The sequence below is a fragment of the Allobosea sp. NPDC003192 genome (genome assembly GCF_050275675.1).
Taxonomy (GTDB): Bacteria; Pseudomonadota; Alphaproteobacteria; order Rhizobiales; family Beijerinckiaceae; genus Allobosea.
On record NZ_JBNNPK010000017.1, the window covers coordinates 84157 to 108491 of the forward strand.

The 24335-nt window shown below is 61.4% G+C and carries 21 protein-coding genes and 1 pseudogene; 18 read left to right on the top strand and 4 right to left on the bottom strand.

Features of this window, described 5'->3' with window-relative positions; translation table 11 throughout:
* Window positions 1–101 precede the first annotated feature (101 nt).
* Together ACQKLX_RS21355 and ACQKLX_RS21360 are read left to right on the top strand one after the other, a co-directional pair.
* Window positions 102–617, top strand: coding sequence for a TIR domain-containing protein (locus ACQKLX_RS21355; RefSeq protein ID WP_427363568.1), 516 nt, complete (start codon window positions 102–104; stop codon window positions 615–617).
* Window positions 618–623: 6 nt separating this feature from the next.
* Window positions 624–1283, top strand: coding sequence for an Nmad2 family putative nucleotide modification protein (locus ACQKLX_RS21360; RefSeq protein WP_427363569.1), 660 nt, complete (start codon window positions 624–626; stop codon window positions 1281–1283).
* Between the two features lie 37 nt (window positions 1284–1320).
* Here ACQKLX_RS21360 and ACQKLX_RS21365 read toward each other — a convergent pair whose 3' ends face one another.
* Complete coding sequence (locus tag ACQKLX_RS21365; protein ID WP_427363570.1) at window positions 1321–1755, bottom strand: DUF4019 domain-containing protein; 435 nt, start codon at window positions 1753–1755, stop codon at window positions 1321–1323.
* 11 nt (window positions 1756–1766) lie between these two features.
* Window positions 1767–2435 carry a toll/interleukin-1 receptor domain-containing protein gene (locus tag ACQKLX_RS21370; protein WP_427363571.1) on the bottom strand — a complete coding sequence of 223 codons (669 nt, stop codon included), beginning with the start codon at window positions 2433–2435 and terminating at the stop codon, window positions 1767–1769.
* A 410-nt stretch (window positions 2436–2845) separates the two neighbouring features.
* Here ACQKLX_RS21370 and ACQKLX_RS21375 point away from each other — a divergent pair, with 410 nt between their 5' ends.
* The 15 genes and pseudogenes from ACQKLX_RS21375 to ACQKLX_RS21445 form a co-directional block, all read left to right on the top strand.
* On the top strand, window positions 2846–4114 hold the full coding sequence (locus tag ACQKLX_RS21375; RefSeq protein WP_427363572.1) for a metallophosphoesterase family protein: 1269 nt from the start codon (window positions 2846–2848) through the stop codon (window positions 4112–4114).
* A 2-nt stretch (window positions 4115–4116) separates the two neighbouring features.
* Entirely contained in the window at window positions 4117–7617 is a 3501-nt protein-coding gene (locus ACQKLX_RS21380; RefSeq protein WP_427363573.1) for an ATP-binding protein, read from the top strand.
* A gap of 108 nt (window positions 7618–7725) precedes the next feature.
* Window positions 7726–8511, top strand: coding sequence for a helix-turn-helix domain-containing protein (locus ACQKLX_RS21385; RefSeq protein WP_427363574.1), 786 nt, complete (start codon window positions 7726–7728; stop codon window positions 8509–8511).
* 210 nt (window positions 8512–8721) lie between these two features.
* The gene (locus ACQKLX_RS21390; RefSeq protein ID WP_427363575.1) at window positions 8722–9159 is read left to right on the top strand and encodes a Ros/MucR family transcriptional regulator; all 438 of its coding nucleotides are present in this window, start codon (window positions 8722–8724) and stop codon (window positions 9157–9159) included.
* A gap of 31 nt (window positions 9160–9190) precedes the next feature.
* On the top strand, window positions 9191–9463 hold the full coding sequence (locus ACQKLX_RS21395; RefSeq protein ID WP_427363576.1) for an HU family DNA-binding protein: 273 nt from the start codon (window positions 9191–9193) through the stop codon (window positions 9461–9463).
* A 78-nt stretch (window positions 9464–9541) separates the two neighbouring features.
* Window positions 9542–10450 carry an IclR family transcriptional regulator gene (locus ACQKLX_RS21400; RefSeq protein ID WP_427363577.1) on the top strand — a complete coding sequence of 303 codons (909 nt, stop codon included), beginning with the start codon at window positions 9542–9544 and terminating at the stop codon, window positions 10448–10450.
* 495 nt (window positions 10451–10945) lie between these two features.
* On the top strand, window positions 10946–12346 hold the full coding sequence (locus tag ACQKLX_RS21405) for an MFS transporter (protein WP_427363578.1): 1401 nt from the start codon (window positions 10946–10948) through the stop codon (window positions 12344–12346).
* Window positions 12347–12546: 200 nt separating this feature from the next.
* Window positions 12547–14379 carry an FAD-dependent oxidoreductase gene (locus tag ACQKLX_RS21410; RefSeq protein ID WP_427363579.1) on the top strand — a complete coding sequence of 611 codons (1833 nt, stop codon included), beginning with the start codon at window positions 12547–12549 and terminating at the stop codon, window positions 14377–14379.
* The gene (locus tag ACQKLX_RS21415) at window positions 14376–15269 is read left to right on the top strand and encodes an alpha/beta fold hydrolase (protein WP_427363580.1); all 894 of its coding nucleotides are present in this window, start codon (window positions 14376–14378) and stop codon (window positions 15267–15269) included. Before ACQKLX_RS21410 ends, ACQKLX_RS21415 begins: the two co-directional genes overlap by 4 nt.
* 135 nt (window positions 15270–15404) lie before the next feature.
* A complete protein-coding gene (locus ACQKLX_RS21420) occupies window positions 15405–16511 on the top strand; it encodes a cupin domain-containing protein (protein WP_427363581.1) in 1107 nt (368 codons plus the stop codon).
* Window positions 16508–17278 (top strand): DinB family protein, encoded by a 771-nt coding sequence (locus tag ACQKLX_RS21425; protein ID WP_427363582.1) that lies wholly within the window; start codon window positions 16508–16510, stop codon window positions 17276–17278. The genes ACQKLX_RS21420 and ACQKLX_RS21425 overlap by 4 nt, the downstream gene beginning before the upstream one ends.
* An 8-nt stretch (window positions 17279–17286) precedes the next feature.
* Window positions 17287–18030 (top strand): fumarylacetoacetate hydrolase family protein, encoded by a 744-nt coding sequence (locus tag ACQKLX_RS21430; RefSeq protein ID WP_427363583.1) that lies wholly within the window; start codon window positions 17287–17289, stop codon window positions 18028–18030.
* Window positions 18027–18674: a maleylacetoacetate isomerase gene (gene maiA / locus ACQKLX_RS21435; RefSeq protein WP_427363584.1), complete on the top strand. Its 648-nt coding sequence runs from the start codon at window positions 18027–18029 to the stop codon at window positions 18672–18674. The genes ACQKLX_RS21430 and maiA overlap by 4 nt, the downstream gene beginning before the upstream one ends.
* Before the next feature lie 178 nt (window positions 18675–18852).
* On the top strand, window positions 18853–19869 hold the full coding sequence (locus ACQKLX_RS21440) for an alpha/beta hydrolase (RefSeq protein WP_427363585.1): 1017 nt from the start codon (window positions 18853–18855) through the stop codon (window positions 19867–19869).
* 56 nt (window positions 19870–19925) lie between these two features.
* Window positions 19926–20271, top strand: a pseudogene (locus ACQKLX_RS21445) (integrase core domain-containing protein); the annotation flags it as partial.
* 89 nt (window positions 20272–20360) lie between these two features.
* On the opposite strand, the gene ACQKLX_RS21450 reads toward ACQKLX_RS21445, so the two are convergent.
* Together ACQKLX_RS21450 and ACQKLX_RS21455 are read right to left on the bottom strand one after the other, a co-directional pair.
* On the bottom strand, window positions 20361–21377 hold the full coding sequence (locus ACQKLX_RS21450) for an aldo/keto reductase (protein ID WP_427363586.1): 1017 nt from the start codon (window positions 21375–21377) through the stop codon (window positions 20361–20363).
* A 229-nt stretch (window positions 21378–21606) separates the two neighbouring features.
* Complete coding sequence (locus ACQKLX_RS21455; protein WP_427363587.1) at window positions 21607–22920, bottom strand: extracellular solute-binding protein; 1314 nt, start codon at window positions 22918–22920, stop codon at window positions 21607–21609.
* A gap of 465 nt (window positions 22921–23385) precedes the next feature.
* Between ACQKLX_RS21455 and ACQKLX_RS21460 the strand changes: the two genes are divergently transcribed.
* Entirely contained in the window at window positions 23386–24303 is a 918-nt protein-coding gene (locus ACQKLX_RS21460) for an SDR family NAD(P)-dependent oxidoreductase (RefSeq protein WP_427363588.1), read from the top strand.
* Window positions 24304–24335 lie beyond the last annotated feature (32 nt).

Below are 24335 nucleotides of genomic sequence, written 5' to 3' on the forward strand. Positions count from 1 at the left end.
TCGCAGTCAGCTAGTCAAAGCGGGCGAAGACGGTTGGATTGCAGGATCTATAAATCCCACCTTTCAACCCATAGCAAAGCGGTGTTGGAGACACCATTTAGATGGTTTCTGCACGCAAGACGGGGGGAGAGATGCCGATCCGGAAGAACGTTTTCATCAGTCATCACCATCGCGATGATGGTTATGTGGATCGTCTTTCAGGCATGCTGTCTCGGGCCGGCCATGACATTCGAAATAGTTCAATCCGCGCCAAACCCGCTAACCAACGGCGGCTCGATGCCGGTCTCGTCAAAGAAGCGACCATCAAGCGGCTGCTTCGGATGAAGATGCGATGGGCCTCCACCGTTATCGTGCTCATCGGGGCCAAAACGCATTCTCGACCGTGGGTGAACTGGGAAATCGAGATGGCGAACCGGCTCAACAAGCGGATCGTCGGCGTCTACGCCGGTGGGACCGAGGCCGAGATTCCCGAGGCATTTGAACGGTACGGCGATGCCCTGGTCAGCTGGAGATCGGATTCTCTCGTGAATGCGATCGAAGGTGCAGACAGCCCGTTCCAGAATCCCGACGGCTCTTCGCGTGGTCAGGTCCACGAGATGGCGACGTCACGTTGTTGATGGCGTATGGCTAAGGTTTACATCTACGTCGTCGCCCGCGATTTCGGATTCGCCCCTAACCCGTTTCACGGGACTTGTACCCTCGCGACCTGCAAGGCCGACCTGCGGAGCACCGCCCAGGTAGGCGACTGGGTCATCGGCATGGGCGGAGTCCGCCTCAAAGCCACTGGCCGCTGCGTCTTCGCGATGAAGGTAACCGCAACTGCCACATACGACGAGTATTGGGAAAATCCCGCTTATCGAGCAAAGAGGCCCAGCCGGAACGGGAGTCGGAAAACCGCGGTCGGCGACAACATTTATCATCGCGCGAGTGAGACGGATCCCTGGCTTCAGGAGGACTCGCACCATAGCCAGCCCGACGGCTCGCAGGATGACTACAACACACGCTCTGACACGAAGACCAATAAAGTCTTGCTGTCGCAGCACTTTCTTTATTTCGGTCGCGCCGCCGTTGAGCTTCCGGCCGAACTCCTCGAAGCGGCCGGATATGAAAATGGCCGCGGACACCGGGTGTTCGAAAGGGATGAATGCGACCTACTTGTCGCCTGGCTCAGCAAAGAATTTCGTGATGACTTCAATATGATTATTGGCGATCCTTTTGATTTCGATCGTAGCTCGGCGCGATATTCCTATCGCACCGATAAGGTGACGCTCTCATCAATTTAAATCTCTTTGATTGTTTCAATAAAGCTTATTTGACTTGTTACTGAGGTACTCCGAATAAGCCAGAAACTTTCCATTCTTGCCCTTCCTTGATGAGAACTACTCTTTCGTAGGATTTCGCATTATCATATTCATTCGAGAAGTTTACATAGTATATATCGCCGGTGTAGCCGGAGTCTTGGGCCGCATATCCAGCATCAATTATTTCTGCTTTCTTTAAAGCTCCCATGTTTGCACGGCCCATTGTCAAGCTGGCAACGAACGATTGCTTGCCAGAACTCTTGGATTTGAACCAATCACTTATCTTTTTGTCCCATAATTTCTCAAACTGCTTATCACCAATAATTACCATGATCTCCCTGGCTGCAGTAAAGGCTTCCTTACGATTGGCATCCGTATCAGCAGCATTCGCGGCAGCGAAACTGAAAAGTACGGTCCAAATTATTCCAATAGCTGGCATAAACCATTGATTCATCGGCGATCTCCTCAAGGGCAAATCATGGTTCTAATAGGCGGATTCTTCGATGTATCGACAAACGGTACTTTACGTTGATCATCGCAAATCCGATTTGGATCTGGGGGTGGCTTGATCGGTTCCTGGTCTCGTATGAAATAATATGCAAGGTACATTGATAATATGGCAATAATAACAGTAGAAATTGTGACAATAATTTTCAATATTCCTATTTTGTTTGGAATATTGCGCCCGATTGTTGTCTTTAACTTCTCGATATCGGTATCAAAGTCCGGATCGCGTCGGATGCGTAACGCTAAAAGATAGGGTATCTCCTTCATCGAAGCTGGAAGATCAGTCTCGACGGGCATATTGGCATCGCCTATAAGGATTGGAATGATTATGAGTCTTAGACTGATGGCTGTTTCTATTTCAATTCTCACGAAATCGGCGGGGTCATCGATTCGTCTGCCGCCAATCTTGTTAAGAGCATTCAACCAGTCGGGGCCAATTACCAACAAGAAAATCTTGCACTGCTTCAAGGAATTTTCAATTTGCCTTCGAAGATCGGACCCAAAGGGAATTGAGTTTACGTCCCTGAACAGCTCGCCGCGAGACAGAGATTTCGAAAGCCGATCAGTAATCCGATCAACGGCATCAGGAGCATCAGAACGGCGGTAACATATAAAGACCTTGCTCACCGCGCCCCCTCCGCAGAGCATTTTTGGATCACCAATGAATGGCGCTCCTAAACTAGCTTGCTTCCCACTCGCTGCGCAATCGGCATTCCCCAACGTTCAGTGTCCCTCGCTCGCGCCGTTTCCCGGATTCACAAGCCGGGAGCGCCTTTTGGGTAACAGTACACGCGTGCCGGTCGCGCCATGCTTATCGCCGGAATAGTGCGAGAGGTACCTCAGCAATCTCAGCTTTCGGACGGTGGCGGGGTGACGGCATTTGGTGCATCGTATTGGCGCGGCAGCGGCAGAGCAGCTTTAGCTGGAGTGCGGTGTTAGCTGGAGTGCGGTTTGTTGTGAGCTTTTTCTCGCTGTTCAGCCGACCCAGGCCAAGATAAGCAACAACTTGCTAGAATAGCCTCGGGTGAGGAGGGCCCGTGACGTACCGCTTTGTCCACGCCGCCGATATCCATCTCGACTCACCGCTGCGCTCCCTCGCGCTGCGCGATCCGGAGCTGGCCGAGCTGATCGGTAACGCCACGCGACAAGCCTTCGTGCGGATCGTCGACCTCTGCCTCGCGGAGCAGGTCGATGCGCTGCTGATCGCCGGCGATCTCTATGACGGCGATCAGAGCTCGATGAAGACGGCGCGCTTTCTGGCCGAGCAGCTGCGGCGGCTGGATCAGGCCGGCATCCGCACCTTCGTCATCCGCGGCAATCATGACGCGATGTCGCGGATCACGAAGGAGCTGGTGCTTCCGGACACGGTCAAGGTCTTCGGCGGCCGCGCCGAGGCGTTGGAGCTTCCTGGCCCGGCCGGGCGGGTCCCGATCGTGATCCATGGGCTGAGCTTCGCGCAGCCCCACGCCCCGGAAAGCTTGCTCGGCAAATATCGGCCGCCGGTGGAGGGCGCGTTCAATATCGGCATGCTGCACACCAGCCTGGCTGGCACCTCGGGCCACGATCTCTATGCGCCCTGCAGCGTGGCCGACCTCCGGGCGACAGGCTTTCGCTATTGGGCGCTCGGCCATATCCACAAGCGGTCGATCATCGAGGATGCCTGCGTCATTGCGATGCCGGGCATGCCGCAGGGCCGCGACATCAACGAGGCCGGTCCGAAATCCGTCTCGCTGGTCACGGTCGGCGACGACCGCTCGATCACGATCGAGGAGCGCCTGACCAGTGTCGCGCAGTTCGAGCGGGTCACGGTCGACGCGACCGGCATGGAGGATTGGCGGCAGCTGGTTTCGGGCGTCGCGCGGGCCCTGGAGGCGACACGCAGCACGGTCGATTCCGCGCATCTGGTCGCGCGGCTGCAGGTCGTGGGAGCGACATCGCTGGCCTGGCGCATCCGCCGCGACATGGATCTGCTGAAGGCCGAGGCTGACGACCGGGCCGCCGTCATCGGCTCATGCTGGGTGGAGAAGCTGGAGATCGCCTGCCAGCCGCCGGCGCTGCCGGGGGAGACGAGCGGCGACCCGCTTACCGATCTCCACCGCCTGATCGAGGAGCAGATCCTCGGCTCCGACGCCTTCGCCGCGACGCTGACCAGCATGGCGGAGGAGATCCGGGCCCAGCTTCCGCAGGAATGCCGCGACGTGCTGGGCGCCGACGAGGAGGCCTTCCGCGCGCAACTCGCACGCCTCGCCCGCGATGGCGCGGAGGCGGTGGTCGCGCGCCTTCAGTCAGCGGGCGAGGAGGGCTGAGCATGCGCCTTCGCCGCCTCGACCTGACGCGCTACGGCAAGTTCACCGATCACAGCATCGATTTCGGCGCGCGGCGCGAAGGCGAGCCGGATCTGCATGTGATCTACGGACCGAACGAGGCCGGCAAGTCGACGACCTTCTCGGCCTTGCTCGATCTCCTGTTCGGAATCGGATCGCAGAGCGCGTTCGGTTTCCTGCATCCCTATGCCACGATGCGGATCGGCGCGGCGCTGGAGTTTGACGGCGAGACGCGCGAATTCGCCCGCATAAAGCGGCCGCAGAACAGCCTGCTCGATGCCGAGGATCGTCCGCTGCCCGAAGCTGCCATCCGCGCGGAGATCGGCGGGATCGAGCGCGACGCCTATCGCACCATGTTCTCGCTCGACGACGAGACCCTGGAGAAGGGCGGCGAGAGCATCCTGGCGAGCAAGGGCGATCTCGGGCAATTGCTGTTTTCGGCCAGCGCCGGCCTCGCCCATCTCAGCCACAAGCTCGTCGATCTCCGGGCCGAGGCGGAGGGGTTCTACAAGTTCCGGGCTCGCAGTGGCTTGCTCGCGGAGCTCAAGACAAGGCTCGCGGGGTTGAAGGCCGAGCGCGAGCAGTTCGACACGCTGGCGGCGGACTATGCGCGTCTCATCGAGACGCGGGACCGTGCCACCGGCCAATATGACGAAGCGGTCGCGGAGCGTGCGCGCCTCCAGGTGCGCCTGGACGAGATCCAGCGTCATCTCGCGGCGCTGCCCCGGCTTGCCGCGCTGCGGACCGACCGCGAGCGCCTGGCTCCCCTGGCCGGGCTGCCGGAAGCCCCGGCCGGCTGGACGGCCGAATTGCCGGCGCTGCGGAAGGACGAGATCGCACTCGGTGTCCAGAGCCAGGCCAGCCGCGAGGAGATCGCGCGGCTGCGTGCCGAGATCGCCGCGACCGTGATCGACGAGGCCGCTCTTCGACAGGCGGAGGGGCTGGAGCGGCTGACCGAGCTGCGGGCACGCTACATCACCGCGGACAAGGACATCCCCGAACGCAGGCTGCAATTGCGCCAGCTCGACCTGCAGGTCTCCGGCATCCTGCAACGGATCGAGCGCGACGGGGAGGGCGAGCCGCAGCGCCTCGTCCTGACCGCCGCGACGATGGGCCGGCTGCGCGCTCTGATCGAGGCCAGATCGGGCATCGACGCCGCCCTGCGCAACGCTGGCGACGAACGGGACGAGGCGCAGCGCCGGCTCGCGGAGATCGCGGGCAGCCTGCCGCGGGCGGAGGGCGCCGAGCCGGAGTCCCCAGAGCGGGCCCGCGCCGTCGCGGCGTTGGCGGCGACGGTCGAGGCTCTGCGATCGGCCGACCATCAGCCGCGCGCGCGGCTCGCCGGGCGGGCGCGGGCATCGGCGCAGAACGATCTGGACGCGCGCTTGTCGGCGCTGCGACCCTGGCAGGGCACGCTGGAGCAACTCGTCGATATGGCGGTTCCCAGGCCTGAGCTGTTGCACCGGTGGAAGGCGTCGCGGCGCGAGAGCGAAGTCGCGCTGGCCCAGCATCGCCACGAGATCGAGCGGCTCACGACCCAGATGCGCCATGTCGAGGCGGAGCGAGCTGGCCTGGCCGCGACGACCGGCATCGTGACCGATCGGGAGGCGGCCGAGATCCGCGCGCGCCGCGAACAGGCCTGGGCCGCGCATCGCCGCGACCTCGGCGCCGCGTCGGCGGATGTCTTCGAGGCCGCCCTGCGCCAGGACGATCTGGTCGGCGCAGGGCGCCTCTCGCATATGGCCGAGCTGGCGCGGCTGCATCAGAGCGGGCAGGCGCTGGCCGTCGCGCAGGCCGATCTCGCCCGCTCGCAGGAACTGGCCGCGAAGGCGGAGGCCGCGCTCGACGGTATCGACGCCGAGGTGGCGCAGGCCGTGCGCGTCATGGCGCCATCCTGGTCGCCGGTGCCGTCCTTGCCGGAGCTCGAGGATTGGCTGCCGCGTCGGGACCGGGCGCTGGAGGCGCGTGAGGCCGTGCGGGTCGCCGAACAGGATCTGGACGCGGCGCAGACGGACATCCGCGAGGCGCGGGCTCGCCTTTCGACGGCGCTGGCGCGGGCGGGGGTCGCCGCGGCAGAGGAGACCGATGTCGGCGCCCTGCTCGCGGAAGCCCAGGCCGGCCTGGAGAGCGAGGCGCAGATGAGGCGGCTCCACGCCGAGCTGGCGGAGCGGCAGCGCGAGCTGGCGATGCGCGAACGCTCGGCGGAACAAGCGGCGGCGAATGAGCGGGACTGGGTCGAGGCCTGGTCCGCAGCCTGCCGCGGTTGCTGGCTTGGCGAGAACGGCACCGTCCCGACGTTCGATGTCGTCCGCGAGACGCTGATCGCGATGGCCGATCTCGCGCCGACGCTGGAGAAGCGTGCGGGGCTCGTCGATCGTATCGACAAGATGGAGAAGGACCAGGCTGCGTTTCGCGATGAGGTCGCGGTTCTCGCACAAGCCTTGGGCATCCCGCGTGAGATGCCGGTGCTCGATAGCGTCCGGGAGATCGTCGACAGGGTCCGGCAGGCGGGCGCCCGCGAGGACCGCCGCGCGCAATTATCTGCCCAGCTGGAAACCGCGGAGGAGCGGCAGCGCGGGCTGGCCGAAAAGCACAGGATCCATGCCGGCCAAACGGAGCGGATGATCGCCTTCTTCGAGGCGAGCTCGCTGGCCGATGTCGCCAAGGCGCTGGAGCTGATAGCGCAGCGCCGGGCACTGCAGGAGCGGGCGGGAGAAGCCGAGCGCGACATCTGCGAGGCGATGCGCAGCGACGACCTCGCGGGTGCCGAGGCGGCGCTCGACAACGCGGCTCGCCCGGCGCTGGAGGCCGAATGGAACGAGCTGAAGGTGCGTTTCGACGATCAGGACCGGCACTGCCACGAGCTCTTCGCTGTCCGGGCGACTGCGCTTGACCAGGTCGAGGCCATCGGCGGCGATGCCAGGGTCGCCGAGATCGAGGAACGCCGCCGCACGACCTTGCTGGAGATCGAGGAGGGGGTACTGCGCTATCTGCAATTGCGCGCCGGCATCGCCGCGGCGGAGCAGGCCCTGTCGATCTATCGGGAGCGTCATCGGAGCTCGATGATGGAGCAGGCCTCGGCCGCGTTCCGAACGATCAGCCGGGGTGCCTATTCGGGCCTCGCGGCGCAGCCCGGCAAGGATGGCGAGACGCTGATCGCGCTTGCCGCCGGTGGCGGCTCGAAGGCGGCGGACGAACTTTCGAAGGGCACGCGCTTCCAGCTCTATCTGGCGCTGCGCGTCGCCGGATACCATGAATTCGCCAAGGCGCGCCGCCCTGTGCCGTTCGTGGCCGACGATATCATGGAGACCTTCGACGATTCTCGCGCCGAAGAAGCGTTTCGCCTGTTCGCGGACATGGCGCGCAGCGGACAGGTGATCTACCTTACCCACCACCAGCATCTCTGTGAGATCGTCCGGCGCGTCTGTCCGACGGCGCGCCTTCACCGATTGGACGTGCCGGAACTGCGGCAGCGAATTGCGTGATGCCGTCGCCGAGGCGTGGCGGCGTCGGCAAGCCAGTGCACGTCGTGTTGAGCGGGGGGCCGGCGCAACGCGTATTGTCAATCTCAGCGTCGAGCTAAGCACCTCGTCATGGCGACCTTGAACGGGGGAGCGAAACGCCATGTCTTCCGCACCGATGACGGACGGGATTTGGACGGGCCCGACCGGCCGGGCTCAATCTCGTTCCTGCCCGCGGGTTGCGGTCGCCGTCTCAGCCTCAGGGACGTGGAGTGGCGCTGGGCGGCGCTGGCAATTGAACCGCAGACGGCGGCCGGGCGCGCCTTCGAGCGTGTCGCGAGCTTTGCCGCGCCGTCGGATTATTTCATTCTCGGCATGCTGGCGGAATTCGATCGGCTGAGCGCGCTGGACGGAGGTCTCGATCAGCTCTGGTGCGATCAGATGCTGGGCGCCTTGGGCGCCTATCTGGAGCGTCGAGGCGCCACCCCGGGCGCGTCAGAACCCAAGGTCGCCCCGCTGCCATCCCGGCAGTTGCAGCGTGTCGCTGGCTATGTTGAAGCGCAGCTTTCGGCGGAGTTGCGCATATCCGATCTGGCTCGGCTTTGTGATCTTTCCGACGGGCATTTCCACCGGGCCTTCCGTGCCGCGGCCGGCCAGACGCCGCTCGAATACGTCACGCGGATCCGAGTCGAGACCGCGTGCCGGCGTCTGACGATGACGCGCTTCGGCATCGAGGTGATCGCCTTCAAGGTGGGTTTCGTCAGCCCCAGTCATTTTGCGCGGGTGTTTCGGCAGAGGACGGGACTGGCTCCGGCCGCTTATCGTCGCGAATTCGGGACCACCACAGTCCTCGCCAAGCAAGCGGGGCAGTCATTCCCGGTGTCGGCTTCGTTCCTGCGCGACGCCACGGATTTTTGAGGCCTGTTCCCGACGCGGCCGCGGCAAGAACGAGCTTTAGCGTAGGCAAAAGGTCTTAACTGATGGGCATCGAATAGTGGTTCGGTTTGGATACCGGATCGCGAATAATAGAAGGGTTGCAGCTTAGATTCAAACGGCATAATCGGTGCGTGAAGCAGTTGATTTCCTATTGTCCTGACGCGTCGATTTTCCACCGAATTGGAGAGAGTAATGGCCGACCAGAACCAAAACCTGATTGGGCTCGTCACCGATATCGTATCAGCATACGTTTCCAACAATAGCGTGCCGGTTGCTGATCTTCCCGGTCTGATTGCCACTACTTATGCTGCGATTTCGGGCCTCGGCACCGAGCCCGCACCTGTCGCCGAAGAGCGACCAACACCGGCAATTTCCGTCAAAAGGTCGATTACGCCGGAATTCTTGATCTGCCTTGAGGACGGCAAGAAGTTCAAGTCATTGAAGCGGCATCTGCGGACGGCCTACAACATGTCGCCCGAAGAATATCGTTCGCGCTGGGGTCTGCCGACGGACTATCCGATGGTGGCTCCGGCCTACGCCGAGGCCCGCTCGTCCTTGGCCAAGAAGATGGGCCTGGGCCAGCAGAGGCGTAAGACACCTGTTGGCGGCAAGACCACTAAGGCGAGCTAATCGCGTACGAATTCACGAGCTGGAGCGAAATATGACCAAGAACGAACTCATCGCTGCGATCGCTGAAGATTCGGGGAAGTCCAAGTCCGACGTTTCGGCTGTGCTCGCCTCACTTGCGGCCATAACCTCGAAGACCTTGAAGTCGGGCCGGGACATCACCCTCGGCGGCGTTGGCAAACTGTCTTCGGCCAAGCGCGAGGCGCGCCAAGCCCGCAACCCCTCGACCGGAGCTATGATCGAGGTCCGGGCAAAGACTATCGTGAAGTTTAAGGTTGCAAAAGACCTGGCCGAGTCGGTCGCCTGAGCGGAGGCTCGAACGCATCGGGCAGCCTTGATAGTTGTACCTCCGCCAAGTTTGGGGCTGTGAGCGGGGCAGGGGCTGTTGGCCGCCGGAAATGCGTTCCGGTGGCTGATGGTTTGCGCAGAGAAATGGGTGCCTGTTTCGATGAAGGATCGTGCCGAAGTGGATTCGGAGCCCCCTGGCAAGATCGCGGTGCCAGGCGGCGATAAGACTTTGATGAAGGGCTTGATGCTGATCGAGACCATGTGCCGGAGCAGTGCATCGCGCGGCGTCTCGGATCTCGCGAGCGAGCTTTCACTCACGAAGAGCAATGTCCATCGGCTCCTTCAAACCCTGATCACAGCCGGTTTCGTAGCGAAGGAAGCCGACGGAGACCGGTACGAGCTGACGTCGAAGCTATGGCGGCTATCGCGCGAGCCGCGCTCGTACGATGCTCTGCTGGCGCTCGTCCATCCGCTTCTCGGCCAGCTCGTTGCCGAGACCGGGGAAACCGCCACCTTCGTGATCATCGAAGGCAACAATGTCATTACCATGGACCAGGTTGAAACGCCGCATACGGTCCGCGTGTACTACAGGGTCGGTGATTCCCAACGCCTTGACCAGGTGATGCGGGGCGGGCGCGGTATCAGCGCCATCCAGCAGATTGCCTTCGCATTTCGCCCCGAAGTCTGGGCTCGCTCCGCGTTGGAGAAAATTCGCGGGGAACTCGGCCGCCCACTGGCGTTCGTTGACGAGCAGCTCGCTCGGATCGAAGCCGTTCGACGCGACGGATACGCCATCGTGCGGGGCGAGTGGATGGAGGGAGTCAATGCTGTCGGTGCTGCCGTCAAAGGCGAGGCTGGCAAGCTAATCGGAATCGTCATCAGCTTCGGCCCTGAGCAGCGATTGACGGGGCGCGATCTCAACCGGGTTCGGGACCTGACCTCCGGTATGGCGGCGCGTCTCGCCGAAAGGCTGGCTAACGATGGACCTCTCCGTATTGACGGATAGGCTGAGCTGACAGGTAGATTTGAAGCGGTGGGATCGGCCTTGGCTCGACCAGCAATACTGCGTCGACCGCCGCCGCTAATTTCATAGCACCTCAGGCTGAACGATCGGCTTTCGCTGCTATTCCGGCCAGGGCAGCCGCCAAGCCAAGCCATACAATCTAGGCCGCTCTTCCGGCTGAACGCAGAGCTTTTGGTCCAGGGCAGCTTTTTGAAAAGCTGTCTCCTTACCGATCCGGCCTGTGCGCATGCCTCAGCTGCGACGTGTGCAGGACGGTGGCGACCTTGCGCGATGGCGCAGACGATCAGCGGGCAGAGCGCCCTTCCTTCACGCACATCCCATTTCGAGATTCGAGGCAGCCGAAGGCACTCGGCTGTACCCTTGACTCCGGCGCGACAATACGGCTAGCATGCCAGAAATAGAACAACGGTTCTGAAATACAGAACTAAGCAACGACAGCACCATGGTGTGCTGCGGTTGCGCCAAGGGAGGAAAGTTATGTCCGATCCGCAGGTCGTCGACGTTTCACGCCTGATCGACGAGCGTCGCGTCGACGCCTTCAATATCCGACTGCTGCTGCTGTCGCTTTTGATCACGCTTCTCGATGGCTACGACATCACCGCCGTCGCCTTCGCGGGACCATTCCTGGTGCGGGAATGGGGAATTACGAGCATGGCCGCGCTGGGCTCTGCTTTTAGCGCGAGCCTTCTCGGCATTCTCTTCGGGGCACCGCTCTATGGGTACGTCGGTGACAGGTTCGGCCGAAAGATCGCAATCATCGGCTCCTGCTTCACCTTCGGCCTGTTCACCCTCGCCTGCACGAGGGCGGGCTCGGTAACGGATCTTATCTATCTGCGGTTTCTGGCCGGGATAGGGATCGGCGGTCTGCTCCCGAATATTGCCGCCTTGAATGGCGAGTTCGCACCTCGGCGGACCCGTGCGACCATGATCATCATTATGTTCACGGGCGTTACTCTTGGCGGAGCACTCCCGGGCCTCGTTTCCGCGACGCTCGTGCCCCTATACGGGTGGCAGGTCCTCTTCCTGATCGGCGGCGCCGCGCCAATTGCCATCGCGATCCTTTCAATCGCTATCCTGCCCGAATCCTTGAAGTTCATGGTCCTGAACAACCGCCGGCGCGAAAAGATCGCTCGCGTTGTGAGAAAGCTCGCGCCCGCTATGCCAATCGGGCCAGAGACGCGTTTCGTTGTGAAAGGCGAGACGGCCTACTCAGGCTTTACGCCGAAGCTTCTGTTCACGGGTCGGCTGGCTTATTTGACCCCGCTTCTGTGGATGATGTTCATCTGCTGCCAAACGGCGTTCTACTTCACCAACAGCTGGCTGCCGACGGTCCTGGCCAGCGCGGGCATCCAGTCATCGCAAGCGGCACTTGCCACTTCGCTGTTCCAGATCGGCGGCACTGTTGGCGGTCTCGCGATCGCCCGCCCCCTGGACAAATACGGCTTCACGCCGGTGACGCTGCTGTTCGTCTTGTCGCTGCCGATCGTTGGTTCGCTAGGCTTCCTGATCGGCATCGCGCCGCTGCTTATGGTCGCCCTCTTCTTCGCGGGCTTCTGCCTGCTGGGCATCCAACTTGGGCTCAACGCCGCATCGGCGCTGATCTATCCGACCGCTTTCCGCACCAATGGATCCGGTTGGGCCTTCGCCGTCGGGAGGCTCGGTGCGGTGAGTGGCCCGATCGTCGGCGGCATCCTGATCTCGTTGAATTTGCCCCTCTACCAGATTTTCTTGATCGTACTCATCCCGCTGGTTGGCGGCGCCGTGGCCAGTGCCGCCATTGCCCGACTGTTCGGGACAGGATTCCAGGATGATGCACCCGGCGTTCAGTTGGCGGCGCGCGGCGAACCCCGTGGGGTGAAGATTGGTGACGCGGTCTGAAAAGGCCATGGCTCGCGCGCGCGCGGTCGCTTGTCTTGCCTCGGTGGAGGCCGGCGCGGTGCCGTCGAACGGGCTGCAGGCTCAGCGACCTGCGATGAAACGCGATTTGGATGAGGCTGGCCAAACGCCCCTATCGGTCGAGACCAGGTCTCGGACTTCGGGCAGCCCCCGGTCGAGATGAGCAATTGAGGGATCTTTCGATGAACAATCCGGAAATGACGGCGGAGAGCCGCAGTAAAGCCCTGACGAGGTGGCTTGCCGATTTCGAAGAGCATATGGCCGGTCAAGCCGGGTCACGTGTCAGGGACCTCTTCCACCCAGACGGATACTGGAGAGATCTTCTCGCGCTCACCTGGGATCTGCAGACGTGTCACGGGTTCTCCGAGGTGGAGACCGGGCTGATGGTGACCGAATCCGCCATGCGTCCGCGCAACCTGCGCCTGGAGGGTGAGGCCATTGCCGGCGTCCTCGGCGAGTTCGGCCCGACGATCGAGGGCTTCTTCACGTTCGAGACAGATTTCGCTTCCGCCCGCGGATACCTCCGGCTCGTGCAGGGCGCCGAGCCGGGCGGCGAAGGTCTGAAGGCCGCGACGTTTCTCACGGCCATGGTTGCACTGAAGGGCTTTCCCGAACACGGGCGCTCCAACCGCGACGGCACGTTCTTGCGGCCGGTGGAAGACGGGACCAAGAACTGGCTCGATCGCCGGGTCGCGGCGCAGGCGTATGACGACCGGCACCCGCAGGTTCTCATTGTCGGAGCGGGGCAGGCCGGGCTCATGCTCGCCGCACGCCTGCGTCACCTAGATGTCGACGCGCTGGTTGTGGATCGCGACGAAAGGGTCGGCGATGTCTGGCGCAAGCGGTATCACTCGCTCACGCTGCATAACGAGATCGCAAGCAACCACTTTCCCTACATGGCCTATCCCGAAAGCTGGCCCGTTTACCTGCCCAAGGACAAGCTTGCGAATTGGATGGAGTTCTACGCTGAGGCGATGGAACTCAACGTCTGGACACGGACAGAATTCCTCGGCGCGGACTTTGATGAATCGGACGGCCGGTGGACGGTGCGGCTGCGCACGTCCGACGGCGGCGAGAGGACAATGCGGCCAAGCCACCTCGTACTGGCCATCGGTGTGAGCGGCCTTCCGAACATCCCGCACATCAAGGGACTCGAGGCCTTCGAGGGCACGGTTATCCATTCGAGCGGGCGGACCGACGACGTGTCGACTAGGGGCCGGTCTGTGCTCGTCATCGGCGCCGGTACGAGCGCCCATGACATCGCGCAGGATCTCTATATGCGGGGCGCTGACGTGACGATGCTGCAGCGCTCCTCGACGACGGTGGTCAGCATCGTGCCGAGCGCAGCCAAGGCAACGGAGATTTATCGTCGCAATGAGGGTGTCCGCGCGATCGACGACGTCGACATCATCAGCGCCTCGATGCCCTATGATCTCGTGCGCCGCCTCCATGGGCCGCTCAGCCGCCAGATGGCATATGAAGACCGCGACCTGCACGAGCGCCTTCGTGCTGTAGGCTTTGCGCTCGACAATGGAGAAGACGATACGGGCTTCTTCATGAAGTTGCTGCGACGTCTCAGCGGCTATTACCTGAACGTTGGCGCATCCGATCTCATCGCCAATGGCCAAATCAAGTTGAAGTCGGGCGTTGGAATCGATCGCCTGGAGGGCACGCAGGCCGTCTTCTCGGATGGATCACGCCTCAAGGTGGACCTGCTCGTTCTCGCGACGGGCTGGAAGCCCCTTCAGGAAGCGGTTCGCGTGTTGATCGGCGATGACGTGGCCGATCGTGTCGGGCCGATCTGGGGCATCGGTCCGGATGGCGAGCTTCGCAACATGTTCCGCGCTACTGGACAGGAAAACTTCCACGTCGTCGGCGGGACGATCACGATGTGCCGCTCGTTCTCCCGCTACACAGCGCTGTTGATCAAGGCCAAGCTCGAAGGATTAATCGGCCATCATCGCGTCGCCGAGGAGGCTCGCGAGCCCGTGGCGCAGATCAGCAGTGCCGCATGATGCGCGTGGCCCACGCATACGAGCCGTCGTTGCGATCCAAACCCGTCTCAAAAGGCATGAACGATATGAATGGCTTCACGTCGAGCGTCGCCCTGCTGAACGATGTCCCACTCAGGACATGGGAGGGCGGAGAAGGGCCGACGCTTCTTTTTCTGCACGGTGCGGGAGGGGCCGCCGACTTCTTCGTGGACGGTCAGCCTGCGCCATTTCTCGCAGAATTGGCCCAAAGCTTCCGGGTTCTGGTGACGGAGCATCCAGGCTTCGGCGCCAACGAGCGGCCGGCCTGGCTCGCCACTATGCACGATCTCGCCTACTTCTATCTCGACTACCTACAGGCGCGGAGCCTCCGCAATGTCCACCTAGTCGGACATTCCCTAGGCGGTTGGCTGGCGCTGGAACTGGCGGTACGAAACACGGAACATCTCGCGTCTCTCACCGTCGCGGGGGCTGCAGGCGTCGATGTCCTGGGCGTGCCCAAGGGCGACATCTTCCTGTGGTCGCGTGATGACTTCGCGCGCAACATGTTCCGCACGCCGGCGGCGGCACAGGCCTATCTGGCGCGGACAATGACGCCGGAGCAGGAGCGTATCGCGGCGCGCAACCGCGAAACCTTCATGTTGCTCGCGTCTGAGCCTCGACTGTTCGACCCCCACCTGCACAAGTGGCTGCACCGCATCAGCGTGCCCGCCCACATCATCTGGGCAGAGGACGATGCGGTACTGCCGCGTCCCTATGGCGAGGCTATCGCAGGCCTCATCGGCAATGCACGCCTCACTATTCTCGATGGCGCCGGCCACCTGATGCAAATCGACCAGCCTTCTGCCTTCGGCGCGGCCGTAAGCGGCTTCATCAGGCAGTCAGCGGCGACCACGAGAAATCAACCCGCCTGATGTCGGGCACTGACAGGAAATCTCGGTCCAGGCGCGAGTGAGTCCGGATCACACCATTCTTAACTGAACGCGGATCGTCCCACTGTTCTGGCGGCTGGGGAGCCGCCGAGCACTCGGACCTAAGGAGGACCGCACATGCAGGGAACGATATCGGACGCCTCGGTTGTCGCGGCCCCCACGGCTGAAGAAGAGGCGGCATTGCGCGAGCTCTACGCCAACTTCGAGGCCAACAACCTGATGCCGCTATGGACTCAGACCAATGACCTCATGCCGTTCCATCCGCGACCCCGGGCGGTGCCACACGTCTGGAAGTGGTCGACGCTTTATCCGCTTGCGCAGCGCTCCGGCGATCTTGTGCCCGTCGGGCGTGGTGGTGAGCGGCGAGCGATCGGCCTCGCCAATCCCGGCCTCGATGGGCGGGCCTATATCAGCCCGACTCTCTGGGCTGCGATCCAGTATCTGGGGCCGAAGGAGACGGCGCCCGAGCACCGCCACTCCCAGAATGCCTTTCGCTTTGTCGTGGAAGGGGAAGGTGTGTGGACGGTCGTCAATGGAGATCCCGTGCGCATGAGCCGAGGCGACTTCCTGCTGACGCCTGGCTGGAATTTCCACGGGCACCACAACGAGACCGACCATCCGATGGCGTGGATCGACGGGCTGGACATCCCTTTCAGCCAGCACAACGACGTGGGTTTCTTCGAGTTCGGATCAGAGCGGGTGACGGACTATGCGACCCCCGCATTCTCGCGCAGCGAGCGTCTCTGGTGCCATCCAGGACTCCGCCCGCTCTCTGGTTTGGAGAACACGGTCTCCTCGCCAATTGGTGCCTATCGCTGGGAGAACACCGACCGCGCCCTTGCGGAGCAATTGCTGCTCGAGGAGGAGGGTCAGCCCGCAACCGTCGAACAAGGACACGCGGCTATCCGCTACGTCAATCCGACGACGGGCGGCGACGTGATGCCGACCATCCGCGCCGAATTCCACCGCATACGCGCCGGGACGAAGACGCCGGTCCGGCGGGAGGTCGGCTCAAGCGTATTCCAGGTGTTCGATGGCCGCGGCGCCGTCGTTCTGGATGGTGAGACCCGAACGCTGGAAAAAGGCGACCTCTTCGTTGTCCCGTCCTGGATTCGCTGGTCATTGCAGGCAGAATCGGAATTCGATCTCTTCCGATTTTCGGATGCACCCATCATGGAAAGGCTCTGCTTCGCGCGCTCGCAGGTCGAGGCTGATGCGAGATGATCGGATCGGAAGCTCGTCGTGCTCAACTGGCGCAACGGCTCGGCCCGGGCGCACGTTTTGACGATGCGGCCGCGCCAGCGACCGAGCTGGGCTGGGCTCGACTTGGCACCGCCGCTTTCGCCCGAAAGCTCAACGATTTGACCAATGATGAGCTTACCAGTCGACGATCTGCCAGCGCGATTGTCGCGGTCGTCAGCTACGAGGCCCGCGCACTCGCGCAGATCTGCGAATGGGCGCGCAGTGGTGTCTGCCAACCGGAAAGCGACCCGTTCGTGCGCATCCTGCACGACGTCGAATTCGCGACCACACTTCCAGCCGAAGCGCTGCGCAACCTTTTCCGCCATTCAGAGGTGCACCTGAACGTCGAGTGGCGCGATCTCAACTCTGTCGCGTGGGATGCCGAGATCCGATTACCAGACGGGTCGGCAGTTCGAGTGCGGGACACGCCCCGGACCCGCGCCCTTTCGATCTGGCGGCATGCGGCTTGTCTGCACGCCGACGGGGGCTTCCTCGATATTCCTCCAGCAGTGGTCGACGCGCTTCTCCAAGAGGCGGCCTCCGCATGGTCCGGAACGGGCGTCTTCGTGTTGCTGCCGACTGACCGACCAAACCCCGTCTCACTCGGTCATTCCACCTCCCCGCAGGTGATCGAAGGGACCGCAGCCGATCTGGCAAGCTGGCTCGTTGGCGGGCCGCCCCGGCGCCTGTCTTCGAGTGCCACCATCCCGGCGGCGACGGGTCCATCCGACCTGAACGAACAAGCATAGGAAACCCGATGTCGAAAGCCATGCAACACGCCGGCACCGTGCCCAGTCTTTCCGAGACCCCCCGGTTGTTTCCCTCGCCACGCTACCCCGCGGTCGCCGTATCGGGTGAAGACGCGCTTTATCCCATCCACCGGGTCTTCTGCGTGGGCCGCAACTACGCCGATCACGCTGCCGAGATGGGTGTTGAAGTCGATCGCGAGGCGCCCTTCTACTTCCTGAAGGATGCTCAAGCGATCGTGGACTCCGGCTCGACCATCGCCTACCCGCCGGGCACCGCGAACTACCACTACGAGATGGAACTCGTGATCGCACTCGGCCGGTCGGTCTTTCGGGCGACAGCCGAGGAGGCCGAGAGGGCGATCTTTGGCTATGCCGCGGGACTGGACATGACGCGCCGCGACCTGCAGCTCGACGCGCGCGCTAAGCAGCGTCCGTGGGATCTCGGCAAAAACTTCGAGGCCTCTGCTGTAATGGCGCTGATTACCCCGGCATCCGAGGTTGTGAAAATCGGCCCGCAGCGCATCTCGCTTTTGGTGAATGGCGATGTGAGGCAGGACGCTCACCTGTCCGATCTGGTCTGGTCGCCAGTTGAGATCGTGGTCCACTTGTCACGCTTCTATCATCTCGCGCCTGGTGACCTGATCTATACCGGGACGCCGGCTGGGGTCGGTGCTGTCGCCGCGGGCGACGTTATCCGTGGCGAGATCGACGGCCTGGCGCCGGTCGAGCTCGTGATCGGAGCTGCAGAATGATCTTCTACGGCTACTTTCGATCCTCCTCCGCTTATCGTTGCCGGATCGCTTTCAATCTCAAGGGCGTTTCCCCGGATTTCGTCCCGGTGCATCTGCGCCGGGGCGGCGGCGAGCAAAAGCAGGATGCCTACCGCGAGCTCAACCCCCAAGCGCTGGTCCCGGCGCTCGATACGGGGGAGTCGGTGCTAACCCAGTCGCTGGCGATCATCGAGTGGCTCGACGAGACCGTGCCGACGCCTCCGCTTCTGCCGAGAGAGGCTGGTTTGCGGGCGAGGGTGCGCGCGTTCGCGCTGGCGGTGGCCTGCGATATTCACCCTCTGCAGAATCTGCGGGTCCTCGACTATCTCAGAACCGAGTTTGGACAGGACCAGACGGCCCTCGACGCCTGGTGCCGGCGCTGGATCGGGGATGGCCTAGCAGCCTGCGAGAGCCTGCTTGTCCGGGGTGAGCGGCGCGGCGACTTCTGCTTCGGCGACGCTCCCGGGCTCGCCGATATCTGCCTTGTACCACAACTGTTCGCCGCCGAGCGCTTCGGTGTGGACCAGACCCGATTTCCGCGCCTCAAGGCGATCGCGGAAGCCTGCGCGTCGCTTCCCGCTTTCGCCGATGCGCGCCCGGCCGTGCAGCCCGACAGCGAAGCGTGACGAGCGAGCGACCCGCGGTGTCGAACCTAGCTATGCACGGGACGGTCGATCTGGGCCGGGCTCTGCCAGACGACCACCAACATCGACCGGCCCGTCCCGTATGGACTGCGGCCATTTCAGCAAAATCCTTGGTGAAGATGAACGACCAAGTATAAATTACAAAACGGGAGAAAATGCAGTGTTATATTTCCCTCTAAAGGCAATACTTGCGCGCAAAACGGAAATGATCGCGGCCGCTTTGTTTGCATGTTTTGTGACAAATTCTCCGCTCGAAGCACAGGAAGGGGCAGCTATCAAGGCTCTCGATCAGGTCCGAGAAATCGGAAAGGCGTGGAGTGGAGATGTGGCCCAGAAGACATTCGCCATCTATACGCCCATCCTCGCCAAACAGAAGACCAGCGGTGTCAAAGTATCGCACGATATCCCTTATGGCAGCCACGAACGGAATAAATTAGATGTGTTTGTTCCTGAGGGGGCAAAGGACTTGCCGGTTCTGGTGTTCATTCATGGCGGCGGTATGCGCATCGGAGACAAGCGTCAATCGGAGACCGGAGGTCTGGCCTTCGCAAACGTCGGTTACTTCGCCGCCAATCGCGGCATGATCGGCATCACGATGAACTATCGCCTCGTACCTGACGCCCGGTTCCCAAGCGCAGGACAGGATGTTGCAGCAGTAGAACAATGGATTCAGAAGCATATAGCTGAATTTGGCGGCGATCCACGCAAGGTTTTTTTCGCTGGCCAATCAGCTGGAGGCATGGTGCTGGGCGAGTATCTCTACAATGCCTCCGTTCAACCGAAAGAGGGGCCCGCAATGGTAGGCGCGATATTCCTGTCGTCGTCTATTAACATAGGCATTCCCGCCGTAGCGTCGGCATATTATGGCGCAGACCAGCAGAACTGGACGACGAACTCGAATAAGGAGAGCTTAGCCAGATATGAGGGAAAACTGATACCAACCCTGGTGATCGGCGCCGAGCTCGATCCAGCGGATATCGAATGGGGCACGTACACGCATATTTCCGTTCTGTGCGAGAAGCGAAAGGGCTGTCCGCGATACACGCAACTGCCGCGTCAGAACCACATATCGGAGGTCTTGAACCTGAATACGGACGATATGACCACAGCCACGCCGATACTAGACTTCGTAAAAGATGTCCTGGGCGACAGGGTCTATCGTTTGGACGCCAAGTAATTTCCTCGCCAATCCGTGTGCAAGCGCGCTCTTGTCGAGCGGATTCCAATGGAAGCGTCGTCGTCACGCTGGAGAGGGTCTGCGCGAAACCGCGCTAGCCGAAGACGATCAGATATCCGAGTTCGTCAGCCGCGACCTCTACTTCTGGGCCTATGCCAAGGGCGTCGCCCTCGACTTCTCACGGTCAGGCAAGCCCACCGACAATGCCTGCATCGAGGCGTTCAACGGCCGCTTCCGCAGCGATCTCTGAACACGCATTGATTCCTGACGCTTTCGGATGCGGCCGAAAAGGTGGAGGCTTGGCTGAGACACTACAACGATCATCGGCCGAACGGGCCCATTGGCAACAAGCCTCCGATCCTGCTGCAAAATCCCGGCGGCATGCCCAGCTCACCGCCGTGATCGAAGGCCGGAAACGCTACCTTCCGGCGATCCATCGGATCAGAACGCCGGAAACTCCAGCTTCGGGCGGGCCGAGCAATGATCTCGGTTCAATATGCTCTAATCTTTGACACCCCTTCTCGGCGCACCTCTGGCGTCATCCAGGGCGAAACGTAGCCGCGATCCGCTTCTTCGATGAGATTACCTGGAGGAAGAAGCATATCTATCTGATCAAGCGTTGACGCGTTGAGTTGCGTATCAAAGCCTGTTTCCATGTCCTTGTATTGCTCAAGCTTGCGGGGGCCGAGGATGACCGAGGTAACCGCAGGATTCGCAAGTGGGAAGGCCATCGCCATGGACATGAGGCGGAGATCGACCCCTTTGGCGATTGCCTCAAGCTTGGATAGGATCTCGAATTTCTTCTGGTTGCCAGGACGCGTCATATCAAAACGCGTCTGCAAAATCGGATAGTGCTCTCCCCATTGCCCCTGAACTCGCTCGGCCCTTGAACCGACAGGAACCGCTCCGTCGGACCGGTACTTCCCCGTCAACCAGCCTCCGTTGAGGGGGCTCCATGCCGTGAACCCCATCCTGTAGTGCTGGACGGCCGGCATTGTTTCCCTCTCGACCGTTCGCTGAAATAGCGAGTAAGGAGAACTTTCGTTCACGAACCGCGACAGCTTTTGCAGGCGGCTCACAGCCTGTGCTTCGGCGAGATACCAGGCGGGAAATGTGGAGCAACCGAGATATCGGACCTTGCCTTGAGAGACCAGGTCGGTGAGGGCTCCCAGCGTCTCGTCCAGGTCCGTGTGTGGGTCCGGGCGGTGCATTTGGTAGAGGTCGATGTGATCAGTCTTCAGCCGGCGGAGACTGTTTTCGACCTGCTTCATGATCCAGTAGCGAGACCCTCCTTGGTCGTTCCGCTCACTGCTCGCTGGTAACCTGAACTTGGTGGCAAGAACGACTTTGTCGCGTCGACCCGCGAGAGCCTTTCCAACAATCTCCTCGGCCTCACCGTGGGAATAGGTGTCTGCTGTGTCGATGAAATTGATCCCCCGATCGAGGGCGGCGTGCACGATACTGATGCACTCATTCTCGTCGGTGTTTCCGTCCGACCCGTAGCTCATCGTTCCGAGCATGTACTCACTAACTTGAAGCCCGGTTCGACCCAGAAAGCGATACCTCATGACAAATTCGTCCTCACCGGCGTTTGAGTTACGGCAACTGTGACCTAGGCTGCGCCTGCACGGAGCTCACAGGAACTCGGGCGCGTTCATGTTCGCCATGAACGACTGTGCAGCATCGTTGGAGATTTAAAGGCAGCTTCGACTACATGGACGAAGCTGCCGTTTTGCGTCACGCTTTCGCGAGCGCTTCCTCGTAGCGTGATTTTACTTCCGAAAGGACAGCCTCTGGCCGGCTATCGCGCAAAATCATTCGCTGAAAAGCCTCGCCAACGATCTGATTGAACGTTGATTGGATCACCGAATACGTTACAAGGCGGCCACGCTCTTGTACGAGCTTCTTCCAGCCCTGAAGGTCAGCTGCCTCAGGCGCCAGGAGGGAGGGGGCCTTGTACACGCTGGCCCGGGCAACGACTTCACCCCCACTCGCGGCAATGGTCTGCGCTGCCGGGCTGGTCATGTATTTTATGAACTCCCAGGCGGCATCTTTTCGCGGCGAGTTTGCGTTGATGCTCAGCTGAAATCCATAAGCTGCCTGCTTGTCGTTTTCCTCAATGGATGGAGCCACCGCCCAGGCAAGATCATTGTTGGCGATCGAGCGATCCATCGTTCTAAAGCGGAAGAGGCCGAATGTCGCAGAAGCCACGGTTCCGGAACGCAGCGCATCCTGCAACTCGTTGTAACCGTACTGCAGGGAAATATTGGTTGATGCCTTCTTCGCGAACAGAGTGCGGATGGTTTCTGCCGCCAAAAGGAGCCGCTCATCTGTAAATGCGATGCCTCGGCCATCGGGAGCAAACAGCGCGCCGGTATTCCCTGCGAGGATCGAACTGATGATGAATTCGTTGAATGCCTGCGCGCCGCCAATCCCGCCGGTGACCCCCAAAGGAATGGCATACGCGATCGTCGAGCCTTTCGTCAGCTTGGGACCCAAGTCGCCAACTGCTGCGTAGGTTCGAGGCGGCGCGGTGACCTGACCCTCAAGGAAGCGGCTCTTTCGGTAAAAGAGGATCGGGATTCTGAAATCCTGCTGCAACCCCCAGAGTCGACCGTTGACTTTGGTTTGCTCCAGCGGAATCAGCCAGTCATTCAGATCGATACCATCGCGCCTTACGAGATCATCGAGGGGTAGAATCGATCCGGTTGCCGCATACTCTGGCTGCTGGAAATTCGCGACACGGATTACGTCCGGCGAATTCGACTTGGCTCTCGCAGCGCGTGCCCCGTTTGCCCCGGTAGGATCAACAATGACCCTTACCTTGATTGACGGATGCGATTGTTCGAACGCCTCGATCATGCGGTTTTGCGCGGCCGAGCGCGGATCATTGAGGTTCGCGGGATCCAAAAAGCCGTTGTAGCTGATCTCAGTGATGGCGCCTGATTGGGCCGCTCCTCTGCCGAGCCCCGCGCCAGTGACAGTCGATGCGGCAAGGCCGCCAATGACCGACCGCCGCGAAGGCCCCGTCTTGCCGTCTCTCAAGCTCATAAGATCCCCCTTTTCAGTTGTTTTTCGTTTGCGGCACAGGCGGCATAAGCTCCGAAGCGCCACCAAAAGGCCTGTCCACGAGGCCACCGCGCGGACTAATTGGAACGCAGTTCCTTCTCTGGGATCCGATCTTTCGAATTATAGATCCCGATTCTCGTAGAATGAGATCGCCTCTACCTGTCAATTCGCCGTATGCGAGACTGCGCTGGACGGCAATCAGAGGCCTATAACTGGAATACCGCGCCTCACTGCGCGATATATCTCCTATTTTACAGCCGAATCAGCTTTCAAGATGGTCATTTTCTCCAAGTCTTACACCAAATCGTGAGCTCGACCCGTCGAGAGCCACCCATCCTTACTCGGATTAGCGTTGACTTCGCTAATGGAATAGCGTTCTATCAACGTCGATGGCGGCTGTCAACGCCTGCGCCCCATCGACCTTGCGGCGAGGGCCATGGCCGGCGGATGATCACCAACATCAACTGTTGCTTGGCCAGCCGTTTGTCGATTTGCAGCCGCTGCCGGGCAAATCTCTGGTCCAAATCCCGCTGTTACCGCGCTGAAAGGATGAATTTGATGCGAGCCGTTGTGACCGGTGTCAGCCAAGGGATCGGCGGCGCGATCTGTCGCCAGATCGCTCGCACGCCGAATTCTGCGATCGCGATGTGCGTGCGCCAGCGGCGCGCAGAGACGGAGCAGCTGGAGGGAGAGCTGAGACGCCAAGGCTGTGAGGTGCTCATTCTCGAAGGCGATCTGCGCGATGCAGCGACCCCCGATCATTTTGTTCGATCAGCAGCGGATCAATTCGGCGGACTGGACGCGATCGTATCGAACGCCGGTGCCGTGGACCCGGTCCAGTTGGAGAACATGTCGCTTGAGGCATGGGACAACATGTACGCCCTCACATGCCGCGCAACTTGGCTACTCGCGAAGGCCGGCTTTCCGCATTTGAAGGCCAGTCGCGGAGCGGTTGTGGCGATCTCGTCGCAATCAGGCATTCATCCCCACAGGCAAACAGGAGCTTACAGTTCAGCGAAGGCGGCTCTGATAATGCTCTGCAAACATATGGCCCTCGAATGGGGTCAGCACGGCATCCGGGTAAACTGCGTTTCGCCAGGGATGATCAGAACGCCACTGACCCAAGCCATTTATGAAGATGCCGCAGTCGCCCGGCAGCGTGAGGCCATCGTACCGTTGCAGCAGATCGGCGCTCCTCATGATGTGGCGCGCACCGTCGACTTCCTGATCGACCCAGAGAACCAGTACATCACGGGCGAAAATATCGTCGTCGATGGAGGCCTCACGCTTTCCGTTTTGGATCGCATCCCCGGAATAGCACGGCGCAAGGAAAGCAGCCTGCTGGAGGGGGAAGTCCGTGGCTAGGTCGTCAGAATCCGCCGGCAACGCACCCCTCC